Source organism: Micromonospora sp. KC213, from assembly GCF_004348325.1.
In the GTDB taxonomy this organism is placed as follows: domain Bacteria; phylum Actinomycetota; class Actinomycetes; order Mycobacteriales; family Micromonosporaceae; genus Micromonospora.
In genome coordinates this window covers 1-15,295 of the sequence record NZ_SMKF01000148.1, presented here as the reverse complement: position 1 = coordinate 15,295, position 15,295 = coordinate 1, and the positions used below count along the sequence as shown (strand labels likewise).

Here is a 15,295-nt window from a genome sequence, read left to right as displayed (position 1 = left end):
GCGCAGGGGGGCGGGCGGCTCGCGCCGGGGCCGGATTCAGCCGACCGGCGACTGCGCCGACCGCTGAATCCGCCCCGGCGCGACCGGCCCCGGCCTAACGGCGCACGGCTGACCTGGCCGGTGTCCGGCCGCCAGCCCCCGTGCCGGGCGACCGGGTCAGGAGCGTCCCCAGGCGGAGGCGCAGCTCTTGAGGACGGAAGTGCCGTCGTCGATGCAGACCTTCAGCTTCACCGGCTTCTCGTCGGCGATCATGTTGGATGCCGTGCTCGTGCAGCTCCCGTCGTTGCCGGTGTCCCGGACCGTCTCGATGATCCTGTCGTTCTCGTCGCTCAGTATGGCGATCACCGCAGCGCCGTCGGTCTTGACGTCGCAGGCCTTGATCTCCTCCGCGCCTTCCCAGCCGGCCACGTCGGCGTCGAAGAAGGCCTTGCCGGCGGCGTTCTGGGTGTAGAGCCAGCCGATGTTCGTGCTGGCCTGCGCCGGCGTCACCGCCACCACCAGCGACAGCGCCGTGCCGATCGCGGACATGCCCAGCACGCCAAGGGCCCGGGCGGAGATGCGTCGAGTGCTCATGATCATTCCTTCGTAGCGGGCGGAACCGTCTCCAAAGGATCACCGTCGGCGCTTGCCACACCCCTGCCGTCCGCTTGCCGGCGATCGTCCATACTGAAGGATCGGGGGAGGTGGGTCCGTGGAGTTCAGGATCCTCGGCTCGGTCGAGGCGTACTCGGCGGGCGTACCGCTCGACCTCGGCACCCGCCGGCAGCAGCGCCTGGTGCTGGCGGTGCTGCTGCTGGAGCCCAACCGCGCGGTGCCGATGGACCGGCTCATCGACCTGGTCTGGGGGTGCACCCCGCCGGCCTCCGCGCGGGGCACCGTCCAGGCGCTGGTCTCCCGGTTACGCACCGCCCTGCGCGGCACCGACGGGCTCGCCGAGATCCTGCACCGGGGAACGGGCTACCTGCTGCGGGTGGACCCGCTCTCGGTCGACGTGCACCGCTTCACCGACCTGGTGGCCCGAGCGCGCGCGGCCGACGGCGAGCGCTCCGTCGAGTTGTTCGACCGGGCCCTCGCGCTGTGGCGCGGCGATCCGCTGGACGACGTGGCCCCGCCGCAGACGCGGGACCGGCTCTTCGGCGGCCTGCGGGAGGCGAGGTGGGCGGCCGTCGAGGACCGGATGGAGGTCCTCGTCCGGCTGGGCCGCTCCCGGGAGGCGCTGGACGAGCTGACCGAGCTGGTGACCGAGCACCCCCTGCGGCAGCGCCTCGTGGGCCAGCTCATGCTGGTGCTGCACCGCCAGGGCCGCACGGACGAGGCGCTGGGCGCGTACGCCGACCTGCGCGCCCGGCTGGTCGCCGAGTTCGGCCTCGATCCCGCCGGTGAGTTGCGGGACCTACAGGCCGCGATCCTGCGCGGCGACCCCGCGCTGGACGCCCTGCCCGCCGGCACGGCGCGGACGATCCCGCCCGTGGTCGAGGCTCCGGCGCTCGCCCCCCGGCCGGCCGCCGGCCAGCCGCCCGTACGCCCCGCCGAGCTGCCCCATTCGCCCGACGGGTTCGTCGGCCGCCAGGCCGAGCTGGCGGCCCTCGACGCGCAGCTCGACGCCGGGCAGCGCTCCGGCCGGCCCCGGATCGTCGTGATCGACGGAATGGGTGGCATCGGCAAGACCGCCCTCGCCCTGCACTGGGGCCACCGGCGGCGCGACGCGTTCGCAGACGGCCAGCTCTACCTCGACCTGCGCGGGTTCAGCCCCAGCGACACCCCGATGACACCGGCCGAGGCGCTGCCCCGGCTGCTGCTCTCACTCGGCGTGCCGCCGTCGGCCATACCGCCGTCCGCCGACTCCCAGGCCGCCCGGCTGCGCAGCCTCACCGACGGCCGCCGGATGCTGATCGTGCTCGACAACGCCTACGACGCCGCGCAGGTCCGGCCGCTGCTGCCGGGCAACGTCGCCGGCCTGGTCGTGGTGACCAGCCGACGCCGGCTCCTCGGCCTGGTCGTACGCGAGCAGGCGGTGCCGCTGGGCCTGGCCCCGTTGCGCCCGGCCGAGTCGGCGGACCTGGTCGCCGGCTGCCTGAACGAGTCCCGCCCCGCCGAGCGGGAGGCGCTCGCCGACTACTGCGGCCACATGCCGCTGGCCATCCGCATCGTCGCCGCCCGGGCCCTCGAACTGCCCGACCGTCCCCTCGGCGAGCTGGTGGACGAGCTGCGCCAGGGCCGCCGCCTCGATGCCTTCACCGCCTCCGACGGCCCCGACACCAACCTGCGCACCGTCTTCTCCTGGTCGTACCGGTCCCTGTCGCCGCCGGCGGCCGGGCTGTTCCGGCGGCTGGCCCTGCACCCCGGCCAGGGCGTGGGGACTCCCGCCGTGGCGGCGCTCGCCGGCATCGACCTGCCGCGCGCCCGGGAGTTGGCCGGCGAGCTGATCCGGGCCAGCCTCCTGCACCGCACCGGGCCGGACCGCTACCAGTTCCACGACCTGGTCGGCGCATACGCCACGGAGCTGGCCGGCGCGCCGGAGCACGCCGAGGAGCGCCGCCTCGCGCTGCGCCGGGTCCTCGACTGGTACCTGCACACGGTCGCCGCTGCCGAGCGGATGCTCCAGCCGCACCGGCCCCGCTTCGCCCCGGCGCCGCCGCCCCTGGTCGAGCCGCTGCCCTTCGACAGCTACGCCGACGCCCTGAGCTGGTGCGAGGCCGAGCGGTCCAGTCTCGTACCGGTGGTGCGGGCCGCGGTGGCCAACGGGCTGCCCGGGCACGCGTGGCAGGTCGCGCTCGCCGCGTCGGCGTACTGGTACATCGCCAAGCGGCGCGAGGACTGGCTGGCGGCTGGCGAGATCGGGCTGGCCGCCACGCGGTCTCTCGGCGACCAGCGGGCCGAGGGGGCGCTGCTCATGAGCATGGCCACCGCGCTCTGTGAGAGCCGGCGCTACCCGGAGGCGATCGAGTTGTACCAGGAGTCGCTGCGGGTGCAGGAGGCGATCGGGTACCGCGACTGGCGGCCGACCACCCTCAACAGCCTCGCCGTCGCCCACGCCGAGTCGGGCCGGCCCGATCACGCGCTCGCCACGTTCGCCCTGGCCCGCGACGAGCACCGGCTCCAGGGCAACCGGTGGGGCGAGGGGGTGGCGCTGCAGAACATGGCACAGTGCCACGCGCTGCTGGGCGAGCCGGAGAAGGCCATCGCCCGCCACGAGGAGGCACTCACCGCCGTGCGCGACACCGGCGACCGGTACGCGGAGGCCATCTGCATCGCCAACCTGGGCGAGGCCCACGCCGAACTGGGGGACCACGAGCGGGCGATCCGGCGCTTCCGGGAGGCGGCGCAACTACACGTGTCGACCGGCAACGCGCACGGCCGGGCGCGAACCCTGCTGGCGCTGGGCCGGTCCCTGGCCGAGCGGGGCGACACCGACGCGGCCCGGTCCTGCTGGCGGGAGGCGCTGGCGGTCTTCGACGAGCTCGGCGACCCCGAGGCCGACGAAATCCGCGCGCTGCTGCGCGAGCCGGCCGCCTCCGCCTGAGCCGGCCGTTCCCGCCCACACAGATCGCGGTGAGCAGGGACAGGTCGCCGCACGCGCCGCCTCGCGCCGAGCCGCGCCCGCCAGGAGAGGCGTGGAACGCGGAAGGGGCGCGCGGCGATGCCGCGCGCCCCTTCCGGGGAGTTGCCCTACCGGGTCACAGACCCAGCTCGGCCTCGAACTGACCGGCCTCCAGCCGCTCCTTGACCGTGACCAGGAAGCGGGCCGCGTCGGCGCCGTCGATCAGCCGGTGGTCGTAGGACATGGCCAGGTAGACCATCGACCGGATCGCGACCACCTCGCCCAGCTCCGGGTCGTTGACCACGACCGGACGCTTGACCACGGCACCCGTGCCGAGCATCGCCGACTGCGGCGACGGCACGATCGGGGTGTCGAAGAGGGCGCCCCGGCTGCCGGTGTTGGTCAGCGTGAAGGTCGCCCCGGCGATCTCGTCCGGGCTGATCTTGTTGGTCCGGGTGCGCTCGGCCAGGTCGGCCACCCGCTTGGCGATGCCACCGAGGTTGAGGTCACCGGCGTTGTGGATGACCGGCACCAGCAGCCCGCGCTCGGTGTCCACCGCGATGCCCAGGTGCTCCGCGTCCGGGTAGGTGATCGTCCCGGCGTCGAGGTCCATGCTGGCGTTGACGATCGGGTGCGCCTGCAACGCCTCGATCGCGGCGAGGGCGAAGAACGGCAGGAACGACAGCTTGACCCCGTGCCGCTGCTGGAAGGAGTCCTTCGCCCGGGCCCGCAGCTTGGCGATCCGGGTGACGTCCACCTCGACCACCGTGGTCAGCTGCGCCATCTCGTGCAGCGACTGCTGCATCCGCTTGGCGATGGCCGCCCGGATCCGCGGCAGCTTCTCGGTGGTGCCGCGCTTCGCGCTCGGCTGCGGCTTCTCCGCCGGCTTGGCGGCCGGGGCCGCCGGGGCCGGCTGTTGCGCCGGGGCCGGAGCGGCCTTCGCGGCCTTGGCCTTCTCCGCCGCGTCCAGCACGTCCTGCTTGCGGATCCGGCCACCCACGCCGGTGCCGGTCAGCGAGCCGAGGTCGACGCCGTGCTCGCTGGCGAGCTTGCGCACCAGCGGCGTGACATAGCCGGCGGCCTCCTCGCCACCACCCTGGGCGGGGGCGGTCGGCCGCTGCGGGGCGGCCGGCTGCGCCGCCTGCTCGACCTTGGCCGGCTGCTGCGCGATTTCGGCCTCCGCGGCCGGCTCGTTGTACGACAGGCCCGGGGTCGGCTCCTCGACCTTCGGCTCGGGCTTCGCCTCGACCTTGGGCTCCGGCTTCGGCTCGGGCTTGGGTTCCGGCTTGGCCTCGGGTTCCGGCTTCGGGGCGGCGCCGGCCGCACCGACGATCGCCAGGTCGGCACCGACCTCGACGGTCTCGTCCTCGGCGACCTTGATTTCCAGCAGGGTGCCGGCCACCGGAGACGGGATCTCCGTGTCGACCTTGTCGGTGGAGACCTCCAGCAGCGGCTCGTCCACCTCGACGGTGTCGCCGACCTGCTTGAGCCAGCGGGTGACCGTACCCTCGGTGACGCTCTCGCCCAGAGCCGGCATCTTCACCGGGGTGCCCTCGCCCGCCGGGGCCGCCTGACCCTGCGGCTCGGCCTGGGCCGGCTGCTGCGGCTCCGGGGCGGTACCCCCGGCGGCGGCCGTCGGTTCGGCGGCCGGGGCGGCCTCCTGCGCCGGGGCGGCGGCCTCCTGCGCCGGAGCGGCTTCGCCGCCACCGGCCTGCTCGCCCTCGCCCGCGATGACGGCCAGCTCGCTGCCCACCTCGGCGGTCTCGTCCTCGCCGACCACGATCCGGCTCAGCACGCCCGCCGCGGGCGACGGGATCTCGGTGTCGACCTTGTCGGTCGACACCTCGAGCAGCGGCTCGTCGACCTCGACGGTGTCGCCCTCCTGCTTGAGCCAGCGGGTGACGGTGCCCTCGGTGACGCTCTCGCCGAGCCGAGGCATGGTGACCGATACCGGCATGTTCACAGACTCCTTCGTTCCCCTGGTGCGATCACGCCCGTCTGCCGCCGGACGCCGCGGAAGCAATTCTCGATCAGGCGTGCGCGTGCAGCGGCTTGCCGGCCAGGGCCAGGTGCGCCTCGCCCAGGGCCTCGTTCTGCGTCGGGTGGGCGTGCACGAGCTGCGCCACCTCGGCCGGGTAGGCCTCCCAGTTGTAGATGAGCTGGGCCTCGCCGATCATCTCGCCGACCCGGGCGCCCACCATGTGCACGCCGACGACCGGGCCGTCGTCCACCCGGACCAGCTTCACGAAACCGGCCGTCTTGAGGATCTGGCTCTTGCCGTTGCCACCCAGGTTGTAGTTGTAGGTCTTCACCTTGTCGGCCCCGTACTGCTCCTTGGCCTTCGCCTCGGTCAGGCCGACCGACGCCAGCTCGGGGTCGGAGTAGGTGACGCGCGGGATGCCGACCTCGTCGATCACGGCCGGGTTCTGCCCGGCGATCTCCTCGGCGACGAAGATGCCCTGCTGGAAGCCGCGGTGGGCGAGCTGGAGACCGGGCACGATGTCGCCGACGGCGTAGACGTTCGGCACGCTGGTGCGCAGCCGCTCGTCGGTCAGCACGTAACCGCGGTCCATCTTGACGCCCTGCTCCTCGTAGCCGAGGTTGGCGGTGTTCGGGCCACGGCCGACCGCGACCAGCAGCAGCTCGGCCTCGACGGTGTCGCCGCCGGCGATGGTCAGCCGGACGCCGTTGCCGGTCTTCTCGACCTTCTCGAACGGCTTGCCGACCTTGAAGTTGATCTTACGCTTGCGGAAGGCCCGCTCCAGCGCCTTCGACGACTCCTCGTCCTCGGCGGCGACCAGCCGGGGCAGCGCCTCAACGATGGTGACCTCCGCCCCGAAGGACTTCCACACGCTGGCGAACTCGACGCCGATCACGCCGCCGCCCAGCACGATCACCGAGGACGGGACGCGGTCCAGGGTCAGGGCGTGGTCGCTGGTGATGATCCGCTCGCCGTCGACCTCCAGGCCGGGCAGGGTCTTCGCGTACGAGCCGGAGGCCAGCACGACGTTGCGGCCGGTGTAGCGCCTCCCGTCGACCTCGACGGCGTTCGGCGCGACCAGCTTGCCGTGCCCCTCGACGACGGTGATCGCCTTGTTGCCCTTGAGCATGCCCTGCAGGCCCTTGTGCAGCCGGGAGATCACGCCGTCCTTGTACGAGTTGACCGCGGCCATGTCGATGCCGACCAGTTCGGCCTTGACGCCGAACTGCTCCGACTCCCGGGTCTGGTCGGCGATCTCCGCGGCGTGCAGCAGGGCCTTGGTGGGGATGCAGCCGTTGTGCAGGCAGGTGCCGCCGAGCTTGCCCTTCTCGATCAGCGCGACGGAGAGGTTCAGCTGGGCGGCACGCAGCGCCGTGGCGTAGCCGCCGCTGCCACCTCCGAGGATGACGATGTCGAAGGTTGCGTCGTTCGGCTCGCTCACATCCAACTCCCAGTTCGCGTCACTGCTCGGGGGTTACGGCGGAGTAACAGGCACACCCCACCTCGGTCATCTTGTCACCACCGCACCGCGCGCGCGTAGTGAGGTGCCCAACGACACGTCCCCGGCACGTACGCTTGGCACCGTCTTCGATGACGCTCGGGGGAGGAGAAGGAGTCGCGTGGGGCTGTTCCGACGACGCAGGAAGCCGGTCGGTGACCGTGGCGACCGTCCCGCCGACCGCGCCGACCTCGACCATCTCGAAAACTTCGTGCGGACCCGGCGCGGGGTCGAGGCGTACATCGAGCCACGGACCACGGTCACCGAGACCACCGTCATCCTGATCGCCGACGACGGGGAGTGGACCCGCCGCCGGATCGAGGGTCCGGAAGGCGCCCGACGCTTCGCCCACCGGCTCGCCATCCCGATCTACGACGTCCGCCTGATGGGGTACCCGCAACGAATGCGGGACTACAACGAACGCCGCAAGCGTCGCCCGGAACTCTACTGACCCGCCCTGCTGACCGGACACCGTTCGCCAGATGCGGCATGTCGTGGTGTCCCGGCGGCGGGACACCACGACATGCCGCAAACGGTGTGGATCATGAACGCGGGGCCTCAGCCGTGGGTGGCCACGTCCTCGACGAGCTGCACCAGGGTACGGACCGGGACGCCGGTGCCGCCCTTGGTCCAGTAGCCGGTCGCCTCACCCGGGTGGTAGCTGGGGCCGGCGATGTCGATGTGCGCCCAGGCCACCTCCCCGGCGACGAACTCGCGCAGGAACACCCCGCCCTGGAGCATGTGACCGGCCCGGTCCATGCCCGCGTTGACCTGGGAGATGTCGGCGACGTCAGAGTCCATGCCCTTACGGACGTCGTCGGGCAGCGGCATCGGCCAGGCCGGCTCACCGACCGCGTCCCCGACGGCCCGGACCCGCTCGCACAGCTCCGGCGTGCCCATCACCCCGGAGACCCGCTTGCCCAGCGCGATGATCTGGCCGCCGGTCAGGGTGGAGGTCTCGAACAGGTAGTCGGCGCCGTCCTCGCAGGCCCGGGCCATCGCGTCGGCGAGGATCAGCCGGCCCTCGGCGTCGGTGTTGAGCACCTCGACCTTCTTACCGTCGTACATCGTGATCACGTCGCCGGGCCGGTAGCTGGTGCCCGACGGCATGTTCTCCGCCATCGGCAGGTACGCGGTCACCGCCACCGACGGCCGCAGAGCGGCGATGGCCAGCATCGCGGCGGCCACCGCGGCCGCGCCCGCCATGTCCGACTTCATCTCCCACATGCCCTGCGCCGGCTTGATCGAGATGCCGCCGGTGTCGAAGGTGATCCCCTTGCCGACCAGCGCCACCCGCTTGCCGTTGCCGGCGTCAGACGGGGTGTAGGTGAGGGTGACCAGCCGTGGCGGCGCCTCCGAGCCCTGGCCGACGGCGATGATGCCGCCGTACCCGCCGGCGTGCAGCGCCGCCTCGTCCAGCACCTCCACGCCGAGCCCGGCCGCGCGGGCGGCCTCGGCGACCGCGTCGGCGAAGGCCGGTGGGCGAAGCTCGTTCGGAGCGGTGTTCACCCAGTCGCGGCTGGCGCGGACCGCGCCCGCCACCGCCGTGGCCCGCTCGATCTCGGCCCGCGCCGTCGCGTCGGCGGCGTCCGGGACGGCGATCAGCACCTCGGCGACCGGGTCGCGGCGGGTCGGCTGCGGCCGGGTCTTGTAGCCGGCGAACCGGTACCCGCCGAGCAGCGCGCCCTCGGCGACCGCGCGCAACGCGGACGGGGCGTCGGCGTCGTCGGGTAGCGGCAGGCTCAGTGCCACCCGGGGCGCCCCGGCGAGCGCCCGGACCACCGCGCCGGCGGCCCGGCGTAGCGTCTCCGGCGCGGGCGCGGCGCCGGTCGGCTCCGGGCCCAGCCCGACGGCGGCGACGACCGGGGCGGTGACGGTGCCCAGCGTGGCCAGCTTGATCACCTCGCCCGGAGCGCCGGTGGCGCCGAGCAGCGCCAGTGTCTCGGTCAGCTTGCCGTCGAAGGCGGCGGCGATGCTCTCCGCCCCGCTGGCCAGTAGCAGTGCGCCGGCCGGGCCGCCGCTGGCGGCCTGCTCGCCGGTCTGGCTGTGCAGGCCGATCACGATCGCGTCGACGGTGAGCTCGGCGGGGTCGGTGTCGACCAGGCTCAGGGTGGTGCTGGGCGATGTCACTGAGGCTACTCCGGGCGGGCCGGGCCGGTCGCGTCGTCGCGTACCGGCGATGAAGGTCTCCGGCGGCAACCTACCCGCCGGAGGCATGGCTGTCCCGCCGAACGCCGTCCGGACGGGTCCCGCCGATGCTAACCATCCGGGCAGTTCCCGGTAAGTTCCCACCCATGACGGACCTGACCCCCGAGGCCGCCGCGACCCGGCTGCGCCGTTCCCCGCTGCACGAGCGGCACACCGCTCTCGGTGCCAAGTTCGCCCCGTTCGGCGGGTGGGAGATGCCCCTGGAGTACGCCGGTGGCGGCGTGCTCAAGGAGCACGCCGCGGTGCGGACCGCGGCGGGGATGTTCGACGTGTCGCACCTGGGCAAGGCGCGGATCACCGGCCCGGGCGCGGCCGACTTCGTCAACTCATGCCTCAGCAACGACCTGCGCCGGATCGGGCCGGGGCGGGCCCAGTACACGTTCTGCTGCGACGACGCGACCGGCGGCGTGGTGGACGACATCATCGCCTACCTGCACGCCGACGACCACGTCTTCCTCGTCCCGAACGCGGCGAACACCGCCGAGGTGGTGCGCCGGTTGCGCGCCGCCGCGCCGGCCGGGGTCACCGTCACCGACGAGCACGAGGCGTACGCGGTGCTGGCGGTGCAGGGACCCCGCTCGACGGAGTTGCTCGCCGCGCGGGGCCTGCCGGTGGAGCACGAGTACATGAGTTTCTTCCCGGCCACCCTGGCCGGCGCCGAGCTGGTGGTCTGCCGCACCGGCTACACCGGCGAGCGGGGGTACGAGCTGGTGGTCCCCGCCGAGGCGGCGGTCGCCGTCTGGGACGCGCTGTTCGCCGGCGGGGAGTCGTTCGACCTGCGGGCGTGCGGGCTCGGCGCCCGGGACACCCTGCGCACCGAGATGGGCTACCCGCTGCACGGGCAGGACCTGTCGCCGGAGATCACCCCGGTGCAGGCCCGCTGTGGGTGGGCGGTGGGCTGGGACAAGCCGACCTTCTGGGGCCGCGACGCGCTGCTGGCGGAGAAGGCCGCCGGCCCCCGGCGTACGCTGCGCGGCCTGGTGGCCGTCGACCGGGCGATCCCGCGCCCCGGCATGCCGGTGTACGTCGGTGACCGGCCGGTCGGCACGGTCACCAGCGGCACCTTCAGCCCGACGCTCAAGCAGGGCATCGCCCTGGCGCTGGTCGACACCGCCCCGGGCCTCGCCGACGGCGACCTGGTCGACGTCGACATCCGCGGTCGCCGCGCCCAGACGCGCCTCGCCCGCCCCCCGTTCGTCACCCCCTCCGTCAGGGGTTAGTGGGTGGGGTGAGGGCGTTCGCCGGCGTCCAGCACGGCCTGGGTCCAGCCGCCCTCGATGACCCCGGTGCCGTCCAGCAGAGCCCAGTCGACGACGTCGGCCGCCTCCACCACCACCGGGGAGCCGATCCGCACCGTGGGGTCGGTGTTCGCGTCGCTGGCGCTGGCGCCGACGATCCGCTCGGGAGCGTCCCACGAGGTCACCCCCGCCCAGACGTACTCGGGGCCGTCGTCGCCGGGCAGGCCGTACTTGACCACCAGCTGAGACTCCGGCGGAAGCTGACCGGCGAGGAACCGGACCCGGATGTCGGCCAGGCCGGCGCGGGCGGTGGCGACCGCCCGGCTCATCGCGTCCCCGGAGCGGGCATAGCGGACGTCCGGCTGGATGCCGGAGAAGAGCGTCGCGCAGGCCGCCGCGAAGTACTTCCCGTCCGGCCCCGGATGCCCCGGCGGCGGACGCAGACTGAGAAACGAGTCGGCCTCCGGGTCGGTCGCCGGGTCCAGTTCCAGCCGCAGCAGCACCGGGGCAGTCGCGCCGTGCTGCTCCGGGTTGCCGTACGCCACCGCGATGTCGTGCCCGGTCACCGTGGCCAGCACCGGCAGCTGCACGAACGCCGGAACCTCCTCGCCGGACAACCCGTCGGTCCAGTCCCGCAGCAGCCGTCGCGCCGCCCCGGTCATCACCGCACCCCAGGCCCGGGTGAGATGGTCGGGCACGCCCTGGGTCTGCAACTCCAGCAGCCCGAACCGGCGCAGCCCCTTGGTGGTGAACCAGAGCCCCTCCGCGTCGGAGGAGTACGGCACCAGCACCCAGTCGACCAGGCGTATCCGGCCCTGCGCGTCGGGCAGTGAGCGCAGCGCGGTCGCCGGATCGAGGAACTGCAGCCCGAAGACGTCCACCACGTCACCGTCGACCGACTCGGCGACCGCGGCGGCGACCGCGCGGGCCGCCCACTCGTGGGCCGGCGGCCAGCCGGGCCGGTACTCGGCCTGCACCACCACCAGATGGCTGGCCGCGGCGAGCCGGCCGAGCTGCGCCTCGGTCGCCCCGAACGCGGTGAGCAGATCCGGCGGCAGCTGCGGAAACTCGTCGATCGGCCGGGTGTCGACGCTCATCAGTGGACTGTCCAGCATCTGCCGGGCGAGCCCGTGCACCGGCTCGGCCAGCCGCCCCGCCAGGGCCCGGACCGCGGTCTTCGGGCTCACCCGGGGCAACCCCGCCACCGGCACCAGATAGGTCGCGCTCAGCGACTCCGGCACCGGTACCGGCAGGAAGTCGTCCGTGATGAGCATGCGTCCCCCAGGTGCGCGCTGGTGCCGTCGGGGCAAACGCTACCCGGCAACCAGGGACGCGTTCAGGCGGACAGCACGAGCCCCAGGTAGACCAGCGTGGTGACAATCTCCACGCCCGCCCCGAGTACGTCGCCGGTGACGCCGCCGAACCGGCGTACCGCGTGTCGCAGCAGTCCGGCGGCGACGGCCAGCGCGGCCAGCACGACCAGCGGTCCCTGCCACGGCTTGCCCGGCACGGCCGGCACGGCGGTGAGTGCGACGGCGGCCGTGCCGAACACCAGCGGGACCGGCCCGACCGTCCCGGCGACCAGCGCCCCCAGACCGTCCGGCCGGGCCGCCGGCACCCCGCGCCGGCAGGCCAGGCCAACCGCGAGCCGGCCCGCCGCCGTCGCGGCCACCACCGCCGCGAGCGCCGCCGGCCGGGACCGTCCGGCCAGCTCCGCGAGCGCCGCCGTCTGGAGCAGGAGTACGACCACCAGCGCGACCACCCCGAACGGCCCCACGTCCGGCTTCTTCATGATCTCCAACGCCGCCGGCCCCCGCCGGTACGACCCCAGCGCGTCCACGGTGTCGGCGAGCCCGTCCAGGTGCAGGCCCCGGGTGGCCAGGGCCGCGCAGCCCACGGTCACGCCGGCGGCGACCAGCGGTGGGGTGAGTGCGGCCAGCAGCAGCAGCGTCCCGGCCAGCACCGCACCCAGCCCCGCCCCGACCAGCGGGGCGAGCGCCATCGCCCGGCCGGCGACCGTCCGGTCGATGCGTCCGGCGCGGACCGGCAGCGTGGTGAAGGTGGTCAGCGCCAGCCGTAGGCCGTCGACCCGGCCCGGTTCAGCCGGCACGCCCGCCGGACTCGGGGTGGGTGGTGGTCGGACCCGGCCCGGCCGGCTCCGGCTCGGTGAAGTCCGGTTCGTCCTCGGAGTCCGGACCGCCCAGCCGGGGACGGACGGGCAGCGCGGCGGCCAGCGACAGCACCGAACGCAGCAGCGGCAGTGCGGCCAGCGCGTTCGCGCCCTCGCCGAGGTCCAGGCGCAGGTCGAGCAGCGGCGTCAGGCCGAGCACGTCCGCGGCGAGCCGGACGGCCGGTTGGCCGCCGTGGTCGGCCAGCAGGCACCAGTGCCGGACCTGCCCGGCCAGATCCCGGCTGATCATGCCGGCGGCCAGGCCGACCGGACCGTCCAGCAGCACCGGCACCCGGCGGGCGGTCGCCCCGAGCAGCACGCCGGTGGCCACCGCGACGTCCCCCCCACCCAGCTCGGCGAGCACGTCCCTGGCGTCCCGGGGGGAGTTGCGGGTGCGGTGCAGCGCGTCCCGGGCGGCCGCGCAGCGCACCATCCACGCCGCGTCGTCGATCTGGCCGTCGGCGGTGTACACCCGGCCGAGCACCGCCGGTGCCTCGGCTCCGGCGGTGGCGGCGAGCACGGCGGCCGCCGCCGTCTCGGTGCCGGCCCCGCACGCGCCGAGTACCAGCAGCTGTACGCTCGCGTCGGCGGCCTCCTCGGCCAGCCGCCAGCCGTAGCGCAGGGCCGACTCGACGGCGGCACCGCCGAGCGCCGGCTCCTGTTCCATCGGTGCGGACGACGGGGTGTCCACCACCTGGAGAGTCGCACCGACCTCGGCGGCCAGCCGGGCCAGTGGCCCGGCGCCGGCCCGGGCCTGCTCCGCCCGGCGCGACGAGTCACCCGGCACCGACCCGGCGGCGGCCCCACCGGTGTGGTCGCCGTGCAGCAGCAGCGCCCGCACCGTCGTCCAGGGGGTGGGGTTGGCGGTGCCCTGGGTGGCGGCGGCGAACGTCACCACCCGCTCCAACGTCCCGAATCCGGCCCCCGGGACGTCCAGCGTGCCGAGCCGGTCGACGGCCTGCCCTCCGGCGTCCTCGTCCGGCATGGGCAGCTCCATGCCGGCCTGGATGACCAGGCCGGTGGCGACCATCGGCAGCGCCATGGTCGGCGCAGCCCAGTCGCCGCCGGCCCCGGTGCCTGCGGTCGCGGGGGCGGACGTGCCCGGGGTGAGCACGGCCGGCAGTGGTGTCTCGGCAGTAGCCACCGGGCCGCTCGCGCCGTTGGCCGCCGCTGACCGCCGCGTGGGCACCTCGGCCGTCCGTGGCGCGGCGACCGGCTTCAGCCAGACCGGCTGGCCGGCCACCACCAGCGCCACGGCGTCGCAGGCATCGGCGACGGCCCGGTTCGCCGCGCCGAGGGCGTCGGTGAACGCCCGGCCCAGCGGGGTGGTCGGCACCAGCGACAGCCCCACCTCGGGGCTGACCAGCACCACCCGTGCCGCCGTGTCCCGCACCGCGGCGGCCAACTCGGCGACCGTGGCCTCGTCGTCGGCGGGCTGGTGCGCCGGGTCGAGCAGCACCGTCACCCAACCGCCCAGGTCGTCCACGAGCAGCGTCTCGCCCGGCCCGGCGGAGGCGAGGACGTCGGCCAGCCGGCGCGGCTGGTCGGCGGTCTCCTCGGTGGTCCAACTCCCTGGGCGGCGGGCCCGGTGGGCGGCCAGCCGGGCGGCCCACTCCGCGTCCTCCGGCCCACCGGCGGTGGACGTCGCCACGTACCGCACGGCGGGGGCGTCAGCCACCAGGGACTCGGCGAACTCCGACTTGCCCGAGCGGATGCCGCCGAGCACCAGGACCGTGTTCCACCCGTCAAGGGACATGCCCGTACCTTAAGGCCGCCCGGCGCGTCGGCGCCGGGCGGCCCGGGCTCAACCGCAGTGCTCGAAACCGCTGCCGTATCTCGCGCCGCCGGCCGTCCCGCCCCATTTCACGCAGGTACCGCCGGCACCGGCTCGGACCGGGCCGGCGTAGTACTCGAACGAGCCGCGGTCGGTCTTGCGTTTCTTCCCCTGCACCTCCAGGAACGCCGACACCCTGGTCGCTTTGCCCACCCCGTTCTCCTTCATGGTGACCACGCAGTTGGCTTTGGCGCCGCCGTTCCAGAGCAGGTACACGCGGCCCTGCCGGACCCCACCGGCGGTCAGCGCGGCCGAGTCGATGACCTGGTAGCCGGCGCCGCAGACCTGCGTCGGGGTGTACGGGTTCGGCACCGCCGGCGCGCTGCCGGTCGGACTTGGTCGAGGGGAGGCAGTGATGGCCGGAGGGCTCTGCGGCGGCGTCCCGGCCGGGCTGCGGGTACCGGTCGCGGCGGCGGCCGGCTCCGGCGACGCCGACCGGGACGGGGTGGTGCTCGGATGGGGCTTCGGCCGCCCGGTGGCGGAGGCGCCGACGGCCGGAGCGGACGGGGTGACCGTGGCGGGCGTCGACTCTGCGGTGAGCGTCGGACTTCCCGTCGTCGGTTGGTCGGTGTCGAGCGCCAGCACCGTGCCGGCGCCGGCGAGGACGACGACGACCGCGCCGGCCGCCCCGACCAGGGCCAGCCGACGGCGCCCCGCCCCGCCGGCCCGGTCCTGCCGGGTGGAGGCGGTGGCGGGTACGGCGTACCCGAGCGGCGGGGTCACCGGCTGCGAATCCGCCGACGCTCCGGAGCCGGTCGCCGGTGCCTGCCCCGGACCGGCGGCGACGGTCGCGCCGGTGGGCGTCGGTGCTGCGGTGGGGTGCGC

10 protein-coding genes and 1 pseudogene are annotated in these 15,295 nt (G+C 74.5%); 3 read left to right on the top strand and 8 right to left on the bottom strand.

Annotated elements, in window-relative coordinates; genetic code table 11:
* Positions 1-156 precede the first annotated feature (156 nt).
* Complete coding sequence (locus tag E1166_RS23815) at positions 157-573, bottom strand: hypothetical protein (protein ID WP_132342183.1); 417 nt, start codon at positions 571-573, stop codon at positions 157-159.
* A 118-nt stretch (positions 574-691) separates the two neighbouring features.
* Here E1166_RS23815 and E1166_RS23810 point away from each other — a divergent pair, with 118 nt between their 5' ends.
* Positions 692-3,523 (top strand): BTAD domain-containing putative transcriptional regulator, encoded by a 2,832-nt coding sequence (locus E1166_RS23810; RefSeq protein WP_132342181.1) that lies wholly within the window; start codon positions 692-694, stop codon positions 3,521-3,523.
* Positions 3,524-3,677: 154 nt separating this feature from the next.
* Here E1166_RS23810 and sucB read toward each other — a convergent pair whose 3' ends face one another.
* A complete protein-coding gene (gene sucB / locus E1166_RS23805) occupies positions 3,678-5,498 on the bottom strand; it encodes a 2-oxoglutarate dehydrogenase, E2 component, dihydrolipoamide succinyltransferase (protein ID WP_132342179.1) in 1,821 nt (606 codons plus the stop codon).
* 73 nt (positions 5,499-5,571) lie between these two features.
* The gene (gene lpdA, locus E1166_RS23800) at positions 5,572-6,963 is read right to left on the bottom strand and encodes a dihydrolipoyl dehydrogenase (RefSeq protein WP_132342177.1); all 1,392 of its coding nucleotides are present in this window, start codon (positions 6,961-6,963) and stop codon (positions 5,572-5,574) included.
* Positions 6,964-7,141: 178 nt separating this feature from the next.
* Here lpdA and E1166_RS23795 point away from each other — a divergent pair, with 178 nt between their 5' ends.
* Positions 7,142-7,471, top strand: a complete 330-nt coding sequence (locus E1166_RS23795) for a hypothetical protein (protein WP_132268200.1) — start codon at positions 7,142-7,144, stop codon at positions 7,469-7,471.
* A gap of 107 nt (positions 7,472-7,578) precedes the next feature.
* Here the strand turns inward: E1166_RS23795 and E1166_RS23790 are convergent, their stop codons facing one another.
* Positions 7,579-9,150, bottom strand: a complete 1,572-nt coding sequence (locus tag E1166_RS23790) for a leucyl aminopeptidase (protein WP_132342175.1) — start codon at positions 9,148-9,150, stop codon at positions 7,579-7,581.
* Between the two features lie 164 nt (positions 9,151-9,314).
* On the opposite strand from E1166_RS23790, the gene gcvT reads away from it, so the two are divergent.
* A complete protein-coding gene (gcvT, locus tag E1166_RS23785; RefSeq protein ID WP_132342173.1) occupies positions 9,315-10,448 on the top strand; it encodes a glycine cleavage system aminomethyltransferase GcvT in 1,134 nt (377 codons plus the stop codon).
* Here the strand turns inward: gcvT and E1166_RS23780 are convergent.
* From E1166_RS23780 to E1166_RS31155, 4 genes and pseudogenes are all read right to left on the bottom strand, one after another.
* Positions 10,445-11,740 (bottom strand): DUF2314 domain-containing protein, encoded by a 1,296-nt coding sequence (locus tag E1166_RS23780; RefSeq protein ID WP_132268207.1) that lies wholly within the window; start codon positions 11,738-11,740, stop codon positions 10,445-10,447. The genes gcvT and E1166_RS23780 overlap by 4 nt on opposite strands.
* A 62-nt stretch (positions 11,741-11,802) precedes the next feature.
* Complete coding sequence (gene cobS / locus E1166_RS23775) at positions 11,803-12,576, bottom strand: adenosylcobinamide-GDP ribazoletransferase (protein ID WP_132342171.1); 774 nt, start codon at positions 12,574-12,576, stop codon at positions 11,803-11,805.
* On the bottom strand, positions 12,566-14,392 hold the full coding sequence (locus tag E1166_RS23770) for a bifunctional adenosylcobinamide kinase/adenosylcobinamide-phosphate guanylyltransferase (protein ID WP_132342169.1): 1,827 nt from the start codon (positions 14,390-14,392) through the stop codon (positions 12,566-12,568). Before E1166_RS23770 ends, cobS begins: the two co-directional genes overlap by 11 nt.
* Positions 14,393-14,440: 48 nt before the next feature.
* Positions 14,441-15,295, bottom strand: a pseudogene (locus E1166_RS31155) (hypothetical protein); the annotation flags it as partial.